This is a genomic window from Clostridium sp. (assembly GCF_036569345.1).
Taxonomy (GTDB): Bacteria; Bacillota; Clostridia; order Clostridiales; family Clostridiaceae; genus Clostridium_AD.
Genome location: NZ_DATCQT010000117.1, coordinates 1 through 19,779, shown reverse-complemented (window position 1 = coordinate 19,779; position 19,779 = coordinate 1). Strand labels below are relative to the sequence as shown.

At 32.0% G+C, this 19,779-nt stretch carries 17 protein-coding genes and 1 riboswitch; of the genes, 1 reads left to right on the top strand and 16 read right to left on the bottom strand.

What is annotated here, in order from left to right; genetic code table 11:
* Positions 1–140: 140 nt before the first annotated feature.
* The 14 genes from VIM70_RS11350 to pdxS form a co-directional block, all read right to left on the bottom strand.
* Positions 141–1,115, bottom strand: a complete 975-nt coding sequence (locus VIM70_RS11350) for a D-glycerate dehydrogenase (RefSeq protein WP_331945872.1) — start codon at positions 1,113–1,115, stop codon at positions 141–143.
* 99 nt (positions 1,116–1,214) lie between these two features.
* Positions 1,215–2,246 (bottom strand): LacI family DNA-binding transcriptional regulator, encoded by a 1,032-nt coding sequence (locus VIM70_RS11345; RefSeq protein WP_331945871.1) that lies wholly within the window; start codon positions 2,244–2,246, stop codon positions 1,215–1,217.
* A 184-nt stretch (positions 2,247–2,430) separates the two neighbouring features.
* A complete protein-coding gene (locus VIM70_RS11340; protein ID WP_331945870.1) occupies positions 2,431–3,468 on the bottom strand; it encodes an ABC transporter permease in 1,038 nt (345 codons plus the stop codon).
* Between the two features lie 34 nt (positions 3,469–3,502).
* On the bottom strand, positions 3,503–5,062 hold the full coding sequence (locus VIM70_RS11335; protein WP_331945869.1) for a sugar ABC transporter ATP-binding protein: 1,560 nt from the start codon (positions 5,060–5,062) through the stop codon (positions 3,503–3,505).
* Positions 5,062–5,745: a DUF2291 domain-containing protein gene (locus tag VIM70_RS11330; RefSeq protein WP_331945868.1), complete on the bottom strand. Its 684-nt coding sequence runs from the start codon at positions 5,743–5,745 to the stop codon at positions 5,062–5,064. Before VIM70_RS11330 ends, VIM70_RS11335 begins: the two co-directional genes overlap by 1 nt.
* Positions 5,746–5,839: 94 nt before the next feature.
* Entirely contained in the window at positions 5,840–6,826 is a 987-nt protein-coding gene (locus VIM70_RS11325) for a D-ribose ABC transporter substrate-binding protein (protein ID WP_331945867.1), read from the bottom strand.
* A gap of 45 nt (positions 6,827–6,871) precedes the next feature.
* Positions 6,872–8,293 carry an L-fucose/L-arabinose isomerase family protein gene (locus VIM70_RS11320; RefSeq protein ID WP_331945866.1) on the bottom strand — a complete coding sequence of 474 codons (1,422 nt, stop codon included), beginning with the start codon at positions 8,291–8,293 and terminating at the stop codon, positions 6,872–6,874.
* Between the two features lie 25 nt (positions 8,294–8,318).
* Positions 8,319–9,806, bottom strand: a complete 1,488-nt coding sequence (gene glpK, locus VIM70_RS11315) for a glycerol kinase GlpK (protein ID WP_331945865.1) — start codon at positions 9,804–9,806, stop codon at positions 8,319–8,321.
* Between the two features lie 9 nt (positions 9,807–9,815).
* Positions 9,816–10,751 (bottom strand): transketolase family protein, encoded by a 936-nt coding sequence (locus VIM70_RS11310; protein ID WP_331945864.1) that lies wholly within the window; start codon positions 10,749–10,751, stop codon positions 9,816–9,818.
* A complete protein-coding gene (locus VIM70_RS11305; protein ID WP_331945863.1) occupies positions 10,744–11,577 on the bottom strand; it encodes a transketolase in 834 nt (277 codons plus the stop codon). The genes VIM70_RS11310 and VIM70_RS11305 overlap by 8 nt, the downstream gene beginning before the upstream one ends.
* Positions 11,578–11,951: 374 nt before the next feature.
* The gene (locus tag VIM70_RS11300; RefSeq protein WP_331945862.1) at positions 11,952–13,136 is read right to left on the bottom strand and encodes an MFS transporter; all 1,185 of its coding nucleotides are present in this window, start codon (positions 13,134–13,136) and stop codon (positions 11,952–11,954) included.
* A gap of 109 nt (positions 13,137–13,245) precedes the next feature.
* Positions 13,246–13,953, bottom strand: a complete 708-nt coding sequence (locus VIM70_RS11295) for an FTR1 family protein (RefSeq protein ID WP_331945861.1) — start codon at positions 13,951–13,953, stop codon at positions 13,246–13,248.
* Positions 13,954–14,057: 104 nt separating this feature from the next.
* Positions 14,058–14,624, bottom strand: coding sequence for a pyridoxal 5'-phosphate synthase glutaminase subunit PdxT (gene pdxT / locus VIM70_RS11290; protein WP_331945860.1), 567 nt, complete (start codon positions 14,622–14,624; stop codon positions 14,058–14,060).
* 2 nt (positions 14,625–14,626) lie between these two features.
* Positions 14,627–15,496, bottom strand: a complete 870-nt coding sequence (gene pdxS / locus VIM70_RS11285; protein WP_216308896.1) for a pyridoxal 5'-phosphate synthase lyase subunit PdxS — start codon at positions 15,494–15,496, stop codon at positions 14,627–14,629.
* A gap of 158 nt (positions 15,497–15,654) precedes the next feature.
* Positions 15,655–15,761, top strand: a riboswitch (TPP riboswitch).
* 73 nt (positions 15,762–15,834) lie between these two features.
* On the opposite strand from pdxS, the gene thiC reads away from it, so the two are divergent.
* Positions 15,835–17,148, top strand: coding sequence for a phosphomethylpyrimidine synthase ThiC (gene thiC, locus VIM70_RS11280; protein WP_331945889.1), 1,314 nt, complete (start codon positions 15,835–15,837; stop codon positions 17,146–17,148).
* Positions 17,149–17,285: 137 nt separating this feature from the next.
* On the opposite strand, the gene hcp is transcribed toward thiC, so the two are convergent.
* Both hcp and VIM70_RS11270 read right to left on the bottom strand, forming a co-directional pair.
* On the bottom strand, positions 17,286–18,932 hold the full coding sequence (gene hcp, locus VIM70_RS11275) for a hydroxylamine reductase (protein WP_331945859.1): 1,647 nt from the start codon (positions 18,930–18,932) through the stop codon (positions 17,286–17,288).
* 81 nt (positions 18,933–19,013) lie between these two features.
* On the bottom strand, positions 19,014–19,547 hold the full coding sequence (locus VIM70_RS11270) for a DUF1697 domain-containing protein (RefSeq protein WP_331945858.1): 534 nt from the start codon (positions 19,545–19,547) through the stop codon (positions 19,014–19,016).
* Positions 19,548–19,779 lie beyond the last annotated feature (232 nt).

The window sequence follows — 19,779 nt, the reverse complement described above, 5'->3', positions numbered from 1 at the left end:
TCTGAAAACGCCTTAGAAATATAACCATACATATCATTGTATGATTATATTTCTAAAGTGATAACACTTAGCAAAAAAATATAACAGCCAATCTATATTAAAAACTATAAATTGGCTGTTAAAAAATCATAATTAATTTTTTATTTCTTCAATTCCCGTACTATATTTGGTGGTATTTCACCTTGCAATGCTTTAACAAGATTTTGCGCTGCTAACATTGCCATATCGAAACGAGTCTTAATAGTGGCTGATCCTATATGTGGAACTGTAACTACGTTAGGTATTTTAAGTAACGGGTTTTGGGGGTTAACGGGTTCTTCTTCGTACACATCCATACCTGCACCGCGAATTTCTCCACTTTGAAGTGCATTTATTAAAGCCAGTTCATTAACTGTTTGCCCCCTAGATGCATTAATAAATATTGCAGTATTTTTCATTATTTTAAACTCATCGAAATCTATAAGATGGCGCGTTTCTTCACTCAGTGGAATCATTAAAACAATGAAATCAGACTTAGCTAAAAGAGATTTAAAATCACAATAGTTAACTCCTAGTTTTTCTTCTACATCTTTTTTCCTGTTTCTGTTGAAATAACATACTTCCATATCAAATCCAAGCCTTGCCCTTTTAGCTACTGCTTCACCAATTCTACCCATTCCAATTATACCTAAAGTTGAATGGTGTACATCTGTTCCAAAAAGTGTTTTGTTATCATCTTTACTCCATTTACCTTGTTTTACATACCTGTCTAATTCGGGGATTCTCCTTGCACACGATAAAATCAGACCAAATATTAAATCTGCAACAGTATTATCTAAAACGCCTGGAGTGTTCGTACCTATGATGTTTCTCTCTCTCATAACTCCAATATCAAAATTGTTATATCCAACTGAAATATTACTAACAACTTTTAATTTGGGGGCACGGCTTAACAGTTCATCATTAATCAAAACACCTGATAACAAAGCACCCTCTTTATCATGAAGCTTATCTAGCAGTTCACTTCTTGAAATATCTTGTTCCCCTTCCCATTTATCGTAATCACAAAATCTTGATAAATAATTTTCTACCTCTCTAGGAATAGACTCTGTAATATATATTTTAGGTTTTTTCATAATTTCCCTCCTATGTTTCATTTTTAAAACAGTTTTTTAAATTCTAAGTTATATTAATACTAAAATTACCCCAATTATAGGTTTGATAGCAATATAAAATTAATCCATTTTATTCTCAAATTTACTTACACTACTTCGAATTACTAATTCAGTATTTATCTCAATTTTTTCATTAAAGTTGCCGGTTTCTTTAATTTTCTCCATTAGCCTGTTTACTGCCACTTTACCTATATAGCTTTTATGTACTTTAACAGTAGTTAATCTAGGGCTACTTATTTTACCAAAAGGCATATCATCAAATCCAACTATTGAAATATCTTTTGGTAGTTTTATACCATTTTCCTTTAAAGCTTTGATAGCTCCAAAAGCTATAATATCATTATCTGCAAAAAAAGCTGTAGGTAATTCTATGTTATCATTTTGTAGAATACATTTCATTTCTTTATATGAACCTTCGAGAGTTGGTTCAAGTTTAATTGAAAAATTAGTATTTTCAATTAATCCATAATCTTTTAATGCATTCTTATAACCTTGAGTTCTTTCAAGAAAATTATTTATAGGAATAGAACTTTGAAGATGACCTATGTTTTTATGACCATTTTCAGCTAAATAAGTTACTGCTTTATATGCGCCTCTAATATTATTTATGGTTACATAATCAAAATCTAAATTATTAAAATAATTATCAATAACAACTATTGGTATATCTAAATTTTTTAAAAATATTAAATCTTCAGGTTTCATTTCAGTAGCAAGAATAATTATCCCCGATATATTGCTTACTCTAAAATTATCATTAATCTCCTTAGCTAGATAATCTCCATGGAATATATGTGAAATTAAAAGTTCATAACCTTGGTCCTTACATTGTAATTCAATTCCTTCAATTAATGTTGAAAAGAACGGAGTATCTGAAACAATATAACCATGCTTTTTATAAACTATTAATTTTATTATTTTTTGTGTTTTATCTTTTTTAGAACTATTTTTAATATAACCCATATCTTTAGCAACTTTAATAATTAGTTGTTTTTTCTCTTCACTTACACCTTTTTTATCATTAAGTGCATTAGAAACAGTTCCTGGAGAAACCCCAGCTACTATTGCAATATGCCTTATAATTGGTTTCATTATATCACCATACCTCTATTAATTCATTCTTATTACTATTTTAATTTCTTTAAATTAATTATATTGATTATTGCTAAAATATTCAATTATATTATAGGTAAATATTATAATCTACCTACTACGAATATAATTAAGAGAATGGCTTTCTATTCTCTTAATTATATTTCTAAACATTTTTATTTTTTTAGTGTGTTACTTTATTTTGAAAATTACGCTGTGCTTGGTCAGCTATAACTGCTAAAACAATAACTGTTCCTTTTATTACCATTTGCCAAAAGGATGAAACACCAATCATAATCATACCATCATTAAGAACACCAATTATAAATGCGCCTATTAAAGTCCCACCTATAGTACCAACTCCACCTGACATTGATGTTCCGCCTAGCACTGTAGCGGCTATTGCATTTAGCTCCCATGATTCTCCAGTGGCAGGATGAGCTGCTACAAGCTGTGATGCTACAATTAACCCTACCATAGCAGCACAAAACCCAGAAAACATATAAACAAACATTTTAACTTTATTAATTCTAACTCCAGAAAGTTTTGCAGCCTTTTCATTTCCGCCTAAAGCATAAATATGCCACCCAAGAGGAGTTTTTTTAGATAAATATGCAGCAACTGCAACTATAACAATCATTATCCAAATTGAGATAGGTAACCCTAAAAGTACTCCCTCCCCTAGATATGGAAAACCTGTATTACCCAAACTGCTACTACCAACTAAATTAGGAAAAGTTTGTCCATTAGATCTTATTAATGCAAATCCACGAGCAACATATAACATACCTAATGTAGCTATAAAAGGAGGAACATTTAATTTGCTTATTAATAATCCATTTAAACCACCTACAAGTGTACCTACTATTAAAGTGATTATAATTATCATAATAACATTAAAGTAAATCGTGACTCCAAATATAGGAATTTTAAGTCCTTCAAAAATAAGACCACCAGCAATCATTGCAGAAAAACCTACTATAGATCCTACTGACAAATCTATGCCTCCACTGACTATAACAAAGGTCATTCCAATAGCTAAAATTGCTATTAAGCCTGAATGTTTTCCTATAAGAATTAAAGTTGTACTTGTTAAAAAGTTAGGAGTTATTATGCTGAAAATTATTAGTAGAACTATTAGGGCTATTAATGTTCTTAACTTTAAGAGAATTCCACCAACGGATAAATTTTTAAAATTATTTTTTTTTATATTTAATATCATAATTTAATGCCTCTCCTTATCATCATCAAATTTTCTATTCTCTAAAACCCGCTGCAGATGCAACAACTAATGATTCTTCTTGTATTTCATCGCCTTTAAATTCACCTGTTACTTTTCCATTTGACATAACAATTACTCTGTCAGCTGCTCCTACAATTTCTTTTAAGTCGGATGATATATATATAATACTAAAACCATCAGATGCCAATTTATTCATTATTTTGAAAACATCCTCTTTAGCACCAACGTCTATACCCCTAGTAGGTTCATCCATGAAGAGTATTCTTGGAGACGTTAAAATCCATTTTCCAATTACAATTTTCTGTTGATTTCCACCACTTAAAGAGTTAATTGGCATTGTGCTATCAGCAACTTTTATATCTAATTTTTTTATTATTTTATTTATATCATTTTCTTTATCCTTTTTAATCAAATGAAAAATTTTGGCATAATTTTTTAAATTAACAAAAGTTAAATTATCTCCAATATTTAAAGATTGGATTATCCCGTCTCTTTGCCTATCTTCTGGGATATATGCAAATCCTCTTTTGATTTGTTTTGAGATACTGTTCATATCTATTTCTTTATTTTCAAGATATAATTTGCCTTTTGCATCGGGATGCAGTCCCATGAGGCATTCAATTAATTCAGTACGTCCAGCACCCATAAGGCCGTAGAGTCCCAAAATCTCTCCTCTTTTCAGAGAGAAAGATACATTATCAACTACATATCCACCCACCTTATTTCTAAGACAAATAGACTCTCCCCTAAATATTTCTTTATCACTTTTAACTTTTCCCTTTCTATTAATAAATGACACTGGTTCATGACCAACCATATTTCTCACTATCCATGGTACATCAATATTTTTAACCATTTCTTCAACTATAAACTTACCATCTCTAAGTATAGTGATATAGTCGCCAATTTCTACTACCTCCTCTAACCTATGTGATATATAAATAATTGCAATATTCTTCTTTTTTAATTCATTAATAAGTTTAAATAATATTTTAATTTCAACTGAGCTTAAAGCCGATGTTGGCTCGTCCATAATAAGTATCTTTAGATTTTCCTGAGCCATTGTTTTTGCAATTTCTATAACTTGCTGTTCACCGACTCTTAAGTCGCCTACTCTCACTCTAGGATCAAAAGATTGTTCTAATTTTTGTAGTAGCTTTACTGTTTTTTCATAATGTAATGTATCATTTAGAATAAATCCATGTTTTGTATCTTCTCTTGACATAAAAATATTCTGCATAATATTCAGATTTGTAAACAAGTTTAATTCTTGATGAATAATTCCTATTCCTTTGCTTACTGCATCTCTAGTATCCTTTAATTGAATTTCATTACCGTCTAAGGTAAGAATACCACTTGTTAACTGCTCCACCCCGGCTAATATTTTCATTAAAGTAGATTTGCCCGCTCCATTTTCGCCAATTAATATGTTTACTTTACTCTTATAAACGTTAAAATCAACATTATCTAAGGCTATTGTTCCTGGGTATACTTTGGTTATTCCTATAGCCTTCATACAGATATTAGAATCATCCTTTATTTCCTTCTCTAAAGTTTCTTTAAAAACACTCATTACTTTCCACCCTCTAATACTTTAATATTAACAGGAGTTATCATAATTCCATTATCCTTATCAAATGTAAATGCTCCAATAAACTCAATTTCCTTATTAACAGATTTACCAAAATCAATCCCTTTTAGAACCTTGTCATTAACAATTTTATTATATGCATTTGATACTGCTGCAAAATCTATCTGGTTTTCAAAATCATCAAATTTTAATGAACTTAAAGAATCTCTTATTGATGTCTCCTTAATAACCGATCCAATTTGAATTTTAACGTCAGACTTTTTATCATAAGGAGCTAAATCAATATTAATTATTCCATTTTTAGAGCTTTTATCTATGTTAATTACCTTACCTTTACCTTTTACAATAAAATTCAATTCCCCACCAGACTGTATATTTTTATATCCATATTTAATAGCCGCCGAATCAGGATTTTCAGTGATAGCTTTTATTAATATATCAGACTCAACTGCCTTTTGATTAAAGTATTTAATAACTTTATCATCCCAAGTTTTTGTTGCATAATCGTCTGCATTAAAAATGTCACCATTAGAAGCTACACCTGCTTTGTTAATATCACTATCTTTTACTATTTTAAAAGGGGCACATGCAGAAAATAAAATTGGCATAAGTAAAACGATTATTATAAGTACTTGTTTCTTAACTTCTATTCTATAAGACTTCATTTAATTATCTCCTATTAAATTATTATAGGTTAAATTTGGTTAAGGATATTTATACTACCCTTAACCATATAGTACATTTCTAAAATCAAATTAATTATTTTGTAATTGAAAAGGTTTCTAACAGTTTTGCATTTTTTGAATTTATAAGTATACAATCTATTAATTGTTTTTCTTCTTTTGCACCAGTGACTCCTGTTTTAATAAATTTGTCTGCCTGCACTACTGCTAATTGAGCACCATCAAAAGCTGGTTGTAGAACTGTAGCCTTAATTCCACCTGCAAGTATTGAATCACGAACGTCGTTACTGCCATCAAGGCCTACTACTATAACATTAGTTAATTTTGCATTCTTTAATGCAGCTTCAGCGCCCATAGCCATTGTGTCATTTCCGCAAATTACACCTTTAATATTTTTATTTGCTTGAATTATAGATTCCATTTTACTAAATGCTTCAGTCTGACTCCAATTAGCACTCTGTTTTGCAACAGATTTGAGATCAGTGTATTGGTCAATTACATCATGATAACCTTTTGATCTTACTCCTGCATTATTATCAGATTCCTTACCAACTAACTCTACATAATTACCTTTCTCACCCATTAATTTTACAAATTCTTCTGCCCCTAATTTAGCACCTTGATAATTATTTGATACAATTTGTGCTTTAGCTATGCCAGTTTTATTAATTTCACGATCTATCAAAAATGTTGGTATACCAGCTTTTAAAGCTCTTTCAACTGGTGCTACAGTAGCATCAGCACCTGCATTATCACAGATAATTGCAGCAGCCTTTCTAGCTATGGCAGTATCAAACAATTCGCTTTGTTTGTTTGAATCATCATCATGTACCAAAATTAAAGTCTCATACCCAAGTTCCTTAGCCTTTGCAGCTGCACCTGTAGCTTCTGCCTTAAAGAATGGATTATCTGGAGATGGAGTAATAATAACAATTAGATTTGATTTTTTAACAGTCTCCTTTGCTACCGTAGTTGTTGTTGCCCCCTTGCCACATCCAACTAAAGAAACAGCCATCATAGAAATAACTAATAAACTTAAAATTGATTTTGACATCTTACCCATAATTAATTCCCCCCTATATTTTATATAAAATCTGCTTAGCAGACTTTATTCACCCCTTAAAAATGCTTTTACGTCTTCTTCATTGTCATCATAAAGATCAGGTTTAAGACCTGGTATATATTTACAAGCCTCATACACTACTGGCACAACATCTGCATGTACACCAACACAGTGATGAACATAAGGACCTGTTACTAATTTATCCTCTAATTTTTTCAAATTCAGAACTTCAATCCATAAATATGTTCCTGTTATAAATGGACCCTTTATGCCTTTTGCACTTCCTAGCAGCATAGAATACTCCCCATGATCACCATCAAATCTTAGTATAGAAATGTCTCCCCCTTTTATTTCTCCATGTACAGCACCAGAACATTGATTATCTAAAGCAAACGGAATACCTAATTTTGCTTTTGTTCCAGCTTTCATTAAAGAAATTGGCCATGGACCACAATGTTGAAGTAGCTCTCCATTTTTATTTTCAGGATGGGCTACCGTCCAATCAGCAAAGAAGGTTGGTGTTTTTCCCATAACTGCGGCCTGTGCTATAACTGAAGTTATTGCACCATGAATATCAGTTTCACAAGCAACTGGAATTCCCTCATCCGTTAATAATGAATTTGCCATACATGGCATTATTTTAAGGGCATCTTGAAGCGAACTCCAGCATTGTATAGCTACGGCCTTACAACTAAGCTTTTCTACAAAGCTGTTAATAGCAAGTTTTAAAGCAGCGATACGTTTTACATCTTTATCTGGTACGTTGACTTCAACATTGTTTTTAATGAATTCAATAGTTTCCTTAAGCTTTACACCATTCTCTTCTTCAATTTCTAATATTTTACTAGTAAAATCAGTCATTGTTATAGGTCTAATTTGAATTCCGAATTTTTCTAAAAGTTCTCCCTCGTTATACATCATTGTCCAAAAATCTGCAGGCCTTGTAGCTATCTGTAATATTTTTAAATTTTTAAGTTCTTTAACTACATTTGAAGCTGCTACAAAGTTTTTTAAACCTCTTTCAAAAGCTTCTTCCTCTAACCTACAGTTCGGAATATATGTGAAAGGAGTGTTAAACCTTCTCAAAACTTTTCCAGTAGCAAAAAGTCCGCATTGCGTATCCCTTAATCTACCCCCACCAGGAAGTGGCATCTCATCTTTAGGTCCCCAAAGTAACACTGGCAATTTAAAAGCTGAAGCAACTTTTCCCACCAAATCTTCTGTACCAAAATTGCAATGAGGAAAAAACAAAGCATCTATTTCTTCTTTTCTAAATTTTTCAATAACCTTCTTTACATCCTTTTCATCATATAAAAGTCCTTCATCGTTAATATCATCTATATCAACGTATTCCAAACCTAATTGTGACAACTTTTCTAAGGTCAATCTTTTAAACTTTAAAGCATCCTCCTTACTAAAAATAAATCTTCTTGTTGGCGCTACTCCAATTTTAATTTTATAATCCATTTCCTACCTCCAAAATAAATTAATACTAAGCGAGTACTTTTTTAATTGCTTTTTTCCATCCATCATAATATTTATTCACAGTTCCAATATCCATTGATGGACTGTAAACCTTATTTTTACTTATTATATTTTGAAGCTCCTCCCTAGAACGCCAAATTCCTACTCCGAGTCCCGCTATATAAACAGACCCCATCAAAGATAGTTCTTCAGTAAGAGATTTTACTACATTAATTCCTAAAATATCCGCCTGAAACTGCATTAAAAAATTATTACTAGATGCTCCACCATCAACTCTAATTTCTTTTAAATGAATTTTGGTTTCTTTTTCAATTGAAACCAATGCATCTTTTATCTGATAAGCTATACTCTCAACAGCAGCGCGTACGATATTTTCTTTTTTAGTATCTCTATTCATGCCTATAATTGCAGCCTTTGCCTTAGGTTCCCAATAAGGAACTCCAAGTCCCACAAAAGCAGGAACTAAATAAACTCCCTGGTTACCAATTAGACCATTTATCATTGGTTCAATCTGAGAAAAATTATTTACAAGTCCTAAATTTTCCTTAACCCAATTTATAGTGTCTCCACTGCAGTTTATAATACCTTCTACTGCATATTCTACCTTATCATTTATTCCCCAAGCCAATGCTGTAACAAGACCATTTTTTGATTGCACAAATTCATCTCCAATATTAACCATTATAGAAGATCCCGTGCCATAAGTAGCTTTGGCCATACCTTTCTCAAAACACAATTGTCCAAATAAAGCTCCTTGAGAATCTCCAATTATACCTGCTATGGGTATTCCTTCTATATTTAAACCTTTACATTTAATGTTACCAAAAATCTTATCTGAACATTTTATATCAGGAAGCATTGAACTCGGAATTTGAAAGATTTCCAATAACTCTGTGTCCCAGTGAAGGTCTTTAATATTAAAAAGGAGAGTTCTACTTGCATTTGTGTAATCTGTAGCATGAACTTTTCCACCGGTTAAATTCCATATAAGCCAAGTATCAATATTTCCAAGGATTAAAGTGCCTCTCTTAGCCTTTTCCTTTGCACCGTGAACGTTTTCTAAAATCCATTTCACTTTTGATGCAGAAAAATATGGATCTAAACGTAAACCTGTTTTTTCTTCTACTATTTCCTCATAGCCCTTTAATCTAAGTTCTTCGCATATTTTTGTTGTCCTTCTACATTGCCAGACAATAGCATTATACACAGGTATACCAGTTTCCGCGTCCCAAACCACCACTGTTTCTCTCTGGTTTGTTATAGAAAGAACTTTGATTTCATCCTTGTTTATTTTTACTTTATCCAACAATTTATTAATTATTGATTTAACATTCTCAAGTATTTCAATAGGATCATGCTCTACCCATCCAATACTAGGATAAATTTGTTTATGTGCTTTCGTTACCTTCTCTAAAATAATTCCTTTATTATCAACTAATAAAGCTTTTGATCCTGATGTGCTTTGATCTATTGCCAAAATATATTTGTTCTCCATTCACTACCCTCATTTTTTTAGCATTTTTTTAGCAATATTTTTGACATTACTCGTGGTTAATCCATAATAATTAAATATCTCTGAACTATCTCCTGCTATTGCTGGCTCATCTGGAATTCCAATTATGCTCATAAGTACGGGACAATTTTCAACTACTACTTGAGACACGGCTGCCCCAAGACCATTGTAAATACTGTGTTCTTCTATTGTAATAATATATTTTGTTTCCTTTGCTGCACTGATAATTGCCTCTTCATCTAAAGGTTTTATAGTATGCATATTTAGCACTCTACAACTAATTCCTTCCTTTTTAAGTTCATCCGCGCAGTCAATTGCGATTTTCATAGTCTCACCACAGGCGATAATTGTAATATCAGAACCTTCTCTTAAAGTAACTGCTTTCCCAATTTTAAAATCATAATCGTCTGACTCATAAATATCTTCAACTGGATTTCTTCCTATCCTTATATAGGCAGGTCCTTCAACCTTAACTAACTCCTCAAAAAGTCTTTTTGTTTCATGTCTATCAGCAGGCAAAAATACACCAATCCCCGGAATTGCCCTCAAAACTGCAATATCCTGCAGCGAATGATGGCTCATTCCTAAGGCACCATAACTCACGCCACCACTTATACCAATAAATTTAACGTTAGTATTAGAATAAGCTGCATCTAGTTTTATTTGCTCTATACTTCTCATTGTAAGGAAACATGCTGGCGAAGCTACAAAAGCTTTTTTTCCTGATGCCGCAAGTCCAGCTGCAATTCCCACTATATTTTGCTCAGCTATTCCAACTTCAACAAACTGCTTTGGATACATTTTAGCAAATTCGCCTAATGATGCCGAACCCCTTGAGTCACTTGTTAATACAACAATTTCCTTGTCCCTTTCAGCAAGTTTAAGCAAAGTATCACATACTACCTGCCTATTACTTATCTTATTCATAAATCATTCCTCCAATTTGTTTATTTAGCTCCTCTAAAGCAATTTTCATCTCAATGTAGCTTGGCACACCATGATGCCACTTAGCTACATTCTCCATAAAGGATACTCCTTTACCTTTTGTGGTATAGGCCATTATCAATGTAGGCTTATTATCTTTAGGAATGTTTTTTAGAACCCTTTGAAGTTGTTCTACATCGTTCCCATTCACAGGTATTACATTCCAGCCAAAGCTTTTCCATTTATCTTCTAAGTTTTCAAGTTTCATAACATCTTCAGTACTACCTGAAATTTGAAGTTTATTTCTATCAATAATGGCAACTAGATTATCTAAATTAAAATTTGAAGCTGCCATTGCCCCTTCCCAAACAGAACCCTCAGCTTGTTCACCATCCCCCATAAGTGTATATACCTTATAAGATCTTTTATTCATTTTTGCAGCAAGTGCCATACCAACTGCTATTGGTAACCCATGACCTAAAGCACCAGAATTCATTTCAACACCAGGGTTTTTGTTGTTTGGGTGACCAATTAAAGATGTGCCAAATTTACAATATGTCTGTAATTTTTCTTTAGGAAAAAATCCTTTATCTGCTAATATACAATATAAAGATTCAACTGCATGTCCTTTACTTAATATAAATCTATCTCTATTTTCCCATTTTGGATTCTTAGCATCTACGTTTAGAATATCGTAATAAAGAACAGTCAATATATCAGTATCCGATAAAGATGATCCAGTATGTCCTGTTTTAGCTTCATATACCATTTTCAGAACATCTATTCTTATATCCGTAGCTTTATTCTTTAAAAATTCTATATTTACCAACGTCTTTCACTCCTTCTATTGAAAATTTATTAAACTTTACTAATAATGAATTGCATAAATAATTCCAAGTAATATTTATAAATATTTTATAATTACGACCAAATTATTTAGTTGAATTTTTATTTTTTTGGAACTAATACTTTGTTTATAGTCTTTTCTATAAGTTTATTATGATTTTATTGTTTTTATTACTTTATTTCTAATAAATAAGCTAAATTATAAACTAAATATTTAGCTTATTATTTAGCTTAAATATTTAAGGGAATAAAAATGCTATAAAATTATAATAGGCATCCCCAATTGGGAATGCCTATTATAATATAAATACATATTTCAAATTAAAAATTATATTTAAAAACAAAAATTATATTTAGTTATGCAATTTCGTTTTTACTCATAACACTCAAAACCACGCAAAATACCATTAAAATAATAGCGACTACTATAGCACTCATTCCAGCCAAAATCCCAAAGGCATCCGATATTGCACCGGTTATAATTGGCATTATAATGGCTCCACTACCTCCTATCATAAGCAAAACACCCATTGACATAGGATAGGCCTTAATTGTATTACCAATACTAGCAACTGTTGTAGGATAAATTCCAGCCATAGAAAATCCCAATCCCATTATTGCTATTGTAATGACAGTTAAATCTCTGGTTGAAAGTAATAATAGGTAAAATGCAACAGTTCCAAAACTTGTTGTCAAAAGTAATGTTTTCTTAGATACTTTATCGCCTAAGTAGGCACAGGTTAATCTACCAGCAAGCATAACTACCCATAACAGCGATGCAAGTATTTGGGCATATTTTATAGTCATAATATTTGAATCTATAAAATATTTAACTAACCATCCATTAATAGTTGCTTCTGCGCATAAATAAAACAGCATAATTCCAGCACTAATCCAAAAATAACTACTTTTTAAAAATTCATATGATTTTTTTATATTTTTCTTCTTTTTTGGAGCATCATTTATTTTCATTTTTGAAAAAAGAAAGATAGAGATAATTGCAAGAATAATAATGACACCCGCTGCTATTTTCCAACCAATGTCACCAGACATGCTAGTGCAAAGAATAACTAAAAATGGAGCACTTAAAGCCCCAATAGCAAAAATACTATGTAAAAAATTAAGAGCTGCCGGGCTACTGTTTGACAATTCATTCACAGTTGTGTTGTTAAAATTAGAAATGCTCCCTCTGCTTAATCCTGTAAATGTGAATCCTATAATCAGTAATACTGGATTTCCTGTTAAAATCATGATTGTAAATCCCATAACAACAAAACTACATAAAAACATTATTGATTTTTTTCTTCCTAAATAAAGTGGCAACACACCTGCAATAAATCCAGATATTAAGTTTCCTGCTTGATGCGCAGAGAGCAAAATTCCACTCATTGTATTGTTTAGCCCATATTCATCACTGATTATTGGTAGCAACGAACCTAAGATCATTGCATAAAGTCCATTAACTGCGAAAACAAAAAAGCAACAATTTAGAATGTACCTCTTGTCTTTGTCTAGCTCTGAGTAAAATGATTGCTTTTTCATCTAAATAAAATCCTCCTTTGGGTAAAAAAATAAAGATCCCATACATTAACGTTTCCAAACAAGTTTGGAAATCGAAATATATGGGACTAAAGTTTTCCACCAAAATGTCTTATTTTATTTTATCAGAATTTAAATATATTTTCAAATCTTTTTTTATCATTATATAGTAACTGGGAACTGCGTACAACAATATACCCATTTTGAAAATTTCAGGAACATATCTACCAAATAATACATCTAATCCATCACCAAAGTAGTATGCACCAAGTCCAACTAAAAATAGATTTAATATATAAAATACTACATTTATATTAAGCCTGGAAAACCCTTTAGATATCACATAAACAATTAGAGCTGCACATATTAATCCTAGTAGTGATGAACCAGCAACTGTTAATGAAGAACCAGTTGAAGAACTAGCCAAAATAAATAATATTACTTCTAACAATTCTCTAAAAAATGTTATAGATGCAAGAATAAATACTCCCTTTCGACTTAATGAAATGAGTTGTTGACTAGCATCTGTGTTAAAAGATTTATTTTTCCTTAAAAGAACTACACTGTATAATATGAGTCCAGCTAATATTATACCAAGAAGTCCATCAAATAATTCTCCTGCAGGACCGTTTAGCAACGCAACTTGTGAGAATAATATTGAACCAGTTATAGCTGCGATAAAAGTTCCTAAAGCGCCACCTAGCAATGCACTCTTAGTCATTCCATATAGTTTGTTTTTGTTAAAATAAACTACTAGAGGAATAATTACTAAGAATATCTCTATGCCTTCTCTTAAGCATATTATAAAAGGAGCAAACATTGTTAATCGCCTCCTTATCACACTTCGTAGACTTGTCTACAATATATAATATGCTGAATTAAACTTATGGTGCCCTTTTGTTATACAACCTTTTATAATAAGTTTTACTTGCACATATTTACAAAATATTTATGAAATTCTAAGCTATTAGTAAGTTCCGGGTGAAAAGAGGTAACGAACATATTTTTTTGTCTTGCTGCTACAACATTATCATCAACAGTACATATTATTTGAACACCACTCATAACTTCTGTAATTAATGGTCCGCGAATAAAAACTAGTGGTAACGGTTCGCTTGAAATCTCATTGATTACAACATTCCTTTTAAAGCTATTAATTTGGCTCCCATAGGCATTTCTTTTTACCTTTATGTTCATAACTTTAAAATGACCATCTGGCTCTCCCTCTATATATTTAGCAAGTAGTATCATACCAGCACAGGTTCCCCACACAGGTAATCCTGAAATTATTTTTTCTCTTAATGGCATGAGCATTTTTCCCTCCCTTAAAAGTTTGCCTATTGTTGTACTCTCGCCGCCTGGTAAAATAATTCCCTGTATATCTTTAATATCCTCGAGTTTCTTAACCTCTACTCCTTGATGCCCAAGCCTATTAATATGATTGATATGTTCTATTACACCACCCTGAAGTGATAAAACTCCAATTTTCAATTTTACCATCCTCTTTCTGCAAACTTCTCTTTAATTTCACTTATTTCTAGACCACTCATTGCTTTTCCTAGATTTTCTGAAACTTCAGCTATAACTTTTGGATCATTATAGTATGTAGTTGCGAGTACTATAGCTTTTGCAACCGCTTGTGGATTTTCCGCTTTAAATATTGCTGAACCTACAAAAACTCCTTCTGCGCCAAGTTGCATCATGAGTGCAGCATCAGCTGGCGTAGCTATTCCACCTGCAGCAAAATTTACTACAGGAAGTTTACCATTTTCCCATACATATTCAATTAAATTAATTGGGGCTCCAAACTCTTTAGCAATTGTCATTAACTCTTCTTTTGGAGCATTTTTCACTTTTCTAATTTCATCCATTATACATCTCATGTGCCTAACAGCTTCTACTACATTTCCTGTGCCTGCTTCACCTTTCGTTCTTATCATTGCAGCACCTTCTCCAATTCTTCTTAATGCCTCTCCTAAATTCCTTGCTCCACAAACATAAGGAACCTTAAAATCCCATTTATTTATATGATACTGCTCATCTGCTGGAGTCAAAACTTCACTCTCATCTATAAAATCTACCCCTATCTCTTGAAGAATTTGTGCTTCAACAAAATGTCCTATCCTACCTTTAGCCATTACTGGAATAGTTACGGCTGCCTTTATTTCTTTAATCATTTTAGGATCAGACATTCTAGCTACGCCACCCTCTTTTCTAATATCTGAAGGTACTCTCTCCAGTGCCATTACCGCGCAGGCTCCTGCCTTTTCAGCGATTATTGCCTGCTCTACATTCACCACATCCATAATTACTCCGCCCTTTAACATCTGAGCTAAATTTTTATTAATTTCATATCTTTCCATAAGAAAACCTCCCAAATTTTATTTAATAGGCAGAGTATAACATACATTTATATTATATCGATACTGTATGGATACACTTGTACTGAAAGGGTAATTCTAGAAAAGGACTTTACATTACCCTCTTTAACTAATATACTTAGGGCAGTTAATAATTAAATAAAATAAACAAGGGGAGCTCATTTATGAGCTGAGAAAGAGATATTATCACTGACCCTCATAACCTGATTTGGGTAATTCCAACGTAGGGAGTTTTTTACAACGTTTTTTGTTGCAAGCTCTTTTATGGGCTTGCATTTTTTTATTTAAAAATAATTAACTACAAAGGAGATTAGAATATGATGACTTTTACAACCCAAATGGATGCTGCAAAAAAAGGCATAATAACTAAAGAAATGAAGATAGTCGCTAAAAAAGAAAATATGTCTGAAGAGGTTTTAAGAGAGAAAATAGCAAGGGGAGTAGTTGCTTTGCCAGCTAATAAAAATCATAAAATACTAAGCCCCGAAGGAGTTGGAGAAGGCTTAAAAACAAAAATCAATGTAAATCTAGGTATTTCTAAGGATTGCTATGATATAGATGAGGAAATGAAGAAAGTACAATTATCCATTGATATGAAAGCTGAGGCTGTGATGGATTTAAGCTCCTTTGGTAAAACTGAAGAATTTAGAAAAAGACTTATATCTGACTCTACTGCTATGATAGGCACTGTGCCAATATATGATGCTCTCGGTTTTTACGATAAGGAACTACAGGACATTACTTCACAAGAATTTATAGATGTTGTAGAGAAACATGCAAAAGATGGAGTTGATTTTGTAACAATTCATGCTGGTTTAAACATTGCTACTGCAAATGTTTTTAAACGAAATAAAAGAATAACTCATATAGTATCAAGAGGAGGATCTCTTTTATACGCTTGGATGGAACTCAACAATAAAGAGAATCCTTTTTATGAACATTTCGATGAGATATTAGATATATGTCAAAAATATGACTTAACTATAAGTCTTGGGGATGCCTGCAGACCTGGATCTATTAACGATGCAACCGATGCCTGCCAAATACATGAATTAATGGTTCTTGGTGAGTTAACCTTAAGAGCTTGGGAGAAAAATGTACAAGTTATAATAGAAGGACCAGGTCACATGGCCATAAATGAAATAGAGGCAAATGTATTAATGGCTAAGAAATTATGTCATGGTGCACCTTTTTATATTTTAGGGCCCCTAGTTACTGATATTGCACCAGGTTATGATCATATTACAAGTGCCATAGGAGGTGCCTTAGCTGCAAGCTGTGGAGCTGATTTTCTTTGCTATGTAACTCCAGCAGAACACTTAAGACTTCCTAATGTTGATGATGTACGTGAAGGCATTATTGCTGCCAAGATTGCAGCTCATGCTGGTGATATAGGTAAAAAAATTCCAGGAAGCCGCGACTGGGATAATGAAATGAGCAACGCAAGACAAAATCTTAATTGGAAGAGAATGTTTGAACTTGCTATTGATCCAGAAAAAGCTATAAGATATAGAAAAGAATCCATGCCAGAGAATGCGGATAGTTGCACTATGTGTGGCAAAATGTGTTCTATGAGAACTATGAATAAAATAATGAATGGTAAGGATCTCAATATATTAAGAGATGATTCTTAAATCAATCAGTTTAGGATAAAATGAGTTTAGCATAAAATGAGTTTAGTATAAAATGAGTTTAGTATAAAATTTAAATATAATAAAGCCAGAAACCCTAATCACTTTATGATTAGGGTTTCTGGCTTTTAACATAATTTTTATCCGAGTATTTGTTTTAAATCATCTTCTGGTGTGCTTATAGGTTTAATGTCAAAAGTATCAACTAGGAATTGTAATACGTTAGGGCTTAAGAAAGCTGGCAAGGATGGTCCTAGGTAAATTCCTTTTACTCCAAGTGAGAGTAATGCTAATAAGTCAGCAACAGCTTTTTGCTCATACCAACTTATAATAAATGCAAGTGGTAGATCATTAATGGTGCATTTAAATGCATCAGCTAGTGCTGAAGCTATTTTAACTGCAGAATATGCGTCGTTACATTGACCTACATCTAGTAATCTTGGGAGTCCTGCTACTTCACCAAACTCTAATTTATTAAATCGATATTTTCCACAAGCCAAAGTGAGAATAATACAATCTTTAGGAACCTGTTGAGCAAATTCAGTGTAATAATTTCTACCTGGTCTTGCACCGTCACAACCACCAATTAAGAAAAAGTGTCTGATCTTACCTTCTTTAACTGCATTCACTATTGTTTCAGCATGAGCTAAAGTTGCTTTATGACCAAATCCTACTAGAATTTCTTTAACTTCTTCATCTTTTTCAAAGCCACCTAATTCTAGCGCTCTTTTTATTATTCCAGTGAAATCTTTATTGCCATTCTCATCAGGAGATATATGTTTTAAACCCTCCCAACCAACAACACTTGTTGAGAAAATTCTATCTTTATAAGAATCTCTTGGTTTCATTAAGCAGTTTGTTGTCATTAAAATACAGCCAGGTATACCATCAAATTCCTTTTGTTGATTTTGCCAAGCTCCTCCGAAATTACCCACTAAATGTTTAAATTTATTTAACTTAGGATATCCATGGGAAGGTAACATTTCGCCATGGGTATAAATATTTATCCCCTTGCCTTCTGTTTGTTCAAGTAACATTTCAAGATCTCTCAAATCATGACCAGAAACTACAATAAATGGTCCCTTTTTAATATTTACATTAACCTTAGTAGGTGAAGGCGAGCTATATTTTTCATTATTAGCTTTATCTAATACCTCCATTACCTTAACACTCATCTCTCCAGTCTTAATTAAATACTTGGTAAGATCCTGAAGATTTAAACTATCATCAGTTAATGCTGCTAGCGCTATAAAATAAAAGTCATCTACCTCATCACTATTATATTTAATAAATCTAGCTTGATGTGCATAAGCCGCAATTCCTTTTAATCCATATTTTATAGTTTCACGAACTGAGCGTATATCTGCATCTAATTCTTGATCATACATAACGCCTGCTTTTTTAGCATCTTCGAGCATTTGCTCCTCGTTACCAGTTAAATTATATAAAGCCTCCTGGCTATTCACTTCTTGCGCTGATGCCTTTTTCCTAATTTCTTCTTTATTTATTTGAGATCTTCTAAGCATATCAATATGATCCAATGGATCGAAGTTTACATTAGTTAATGTCATAAACAATGAATTTTCAACAAATGAAACTAATGACTTATCAATTTTTTCACCTTTAGCTAAAAGTTTAGTAGCATAACAACTTATCCCCTTTAGCTGATAAATGAGTAAATCCTGAAGTGCTGCAATTTCTGGTGTTTTCCCACAGACTCCTATGTTAGTACAACCTTTTCCTCCCGCAGTTTGTTCACATTGAAAACAAAACATTTTTCCTTGCATATGTAATCCTCCTAATTTCTAAATATATTTTATCACTAGTTTATGCTGTCTTTTGATAAATATACAAATAACAATTAATATTTAAATATTTAGTAGAATATTGTTTATAGTTTTCCAATTTCTTGTTGTGGCAACTGCCTCTAATTTTTTTTCAAATGTAGTGTTATTTAATTTTGTTTTTCCATATCCATTTGGGCAATATAAATAAATTTCTCTTGAAATTATAAGGAATCTTTCATTTTCTTCTTTTTTTATATCTAAACTGAGTAATCTATTTTCCTCTGGAATATCTACCATAAAGACTACATGTAACTTATCAAGTTCTATATTCAACTCATTTACAAATGGACTATTATTAACTATGTTTTTAAATTCCTCATCTGTTCGAATAATCGTCTTTACTAAGAACCCAAAGGTTTCACTAATCTTGTTTTCAATTAAAATAGACAATTTTAAGGTGTCAACAAAGTCACAATCAAAAATCACATTTCCACTTTGAATATATGTTTTTACATTTTTGAAGTGGAGGGATTCAAACATATTTTTTAACTCTATCATTTTTATTCTTTTTAGGCCTCCGACATTAATTCCTCTTAGTAACGTTACATATCTCATTTTTTTATTCATCTCCTTTATTAATATTATCCTATTTCATGAATCGAGTAGGTAAAAGTCGGGAATAAATTTCCCGACTTCTTTCCTCTCACAGAACCGTACGTGAGTCTGTCTAACAATAACAAAAAACTATATAAAACAGTAGAATAATGGTATTTATTTTAAAAAATTATCCCCAATAAGAAGTTTTAAAAAGTAGTAGGCATATTTCTTAGCCTAATATGCCTACCAA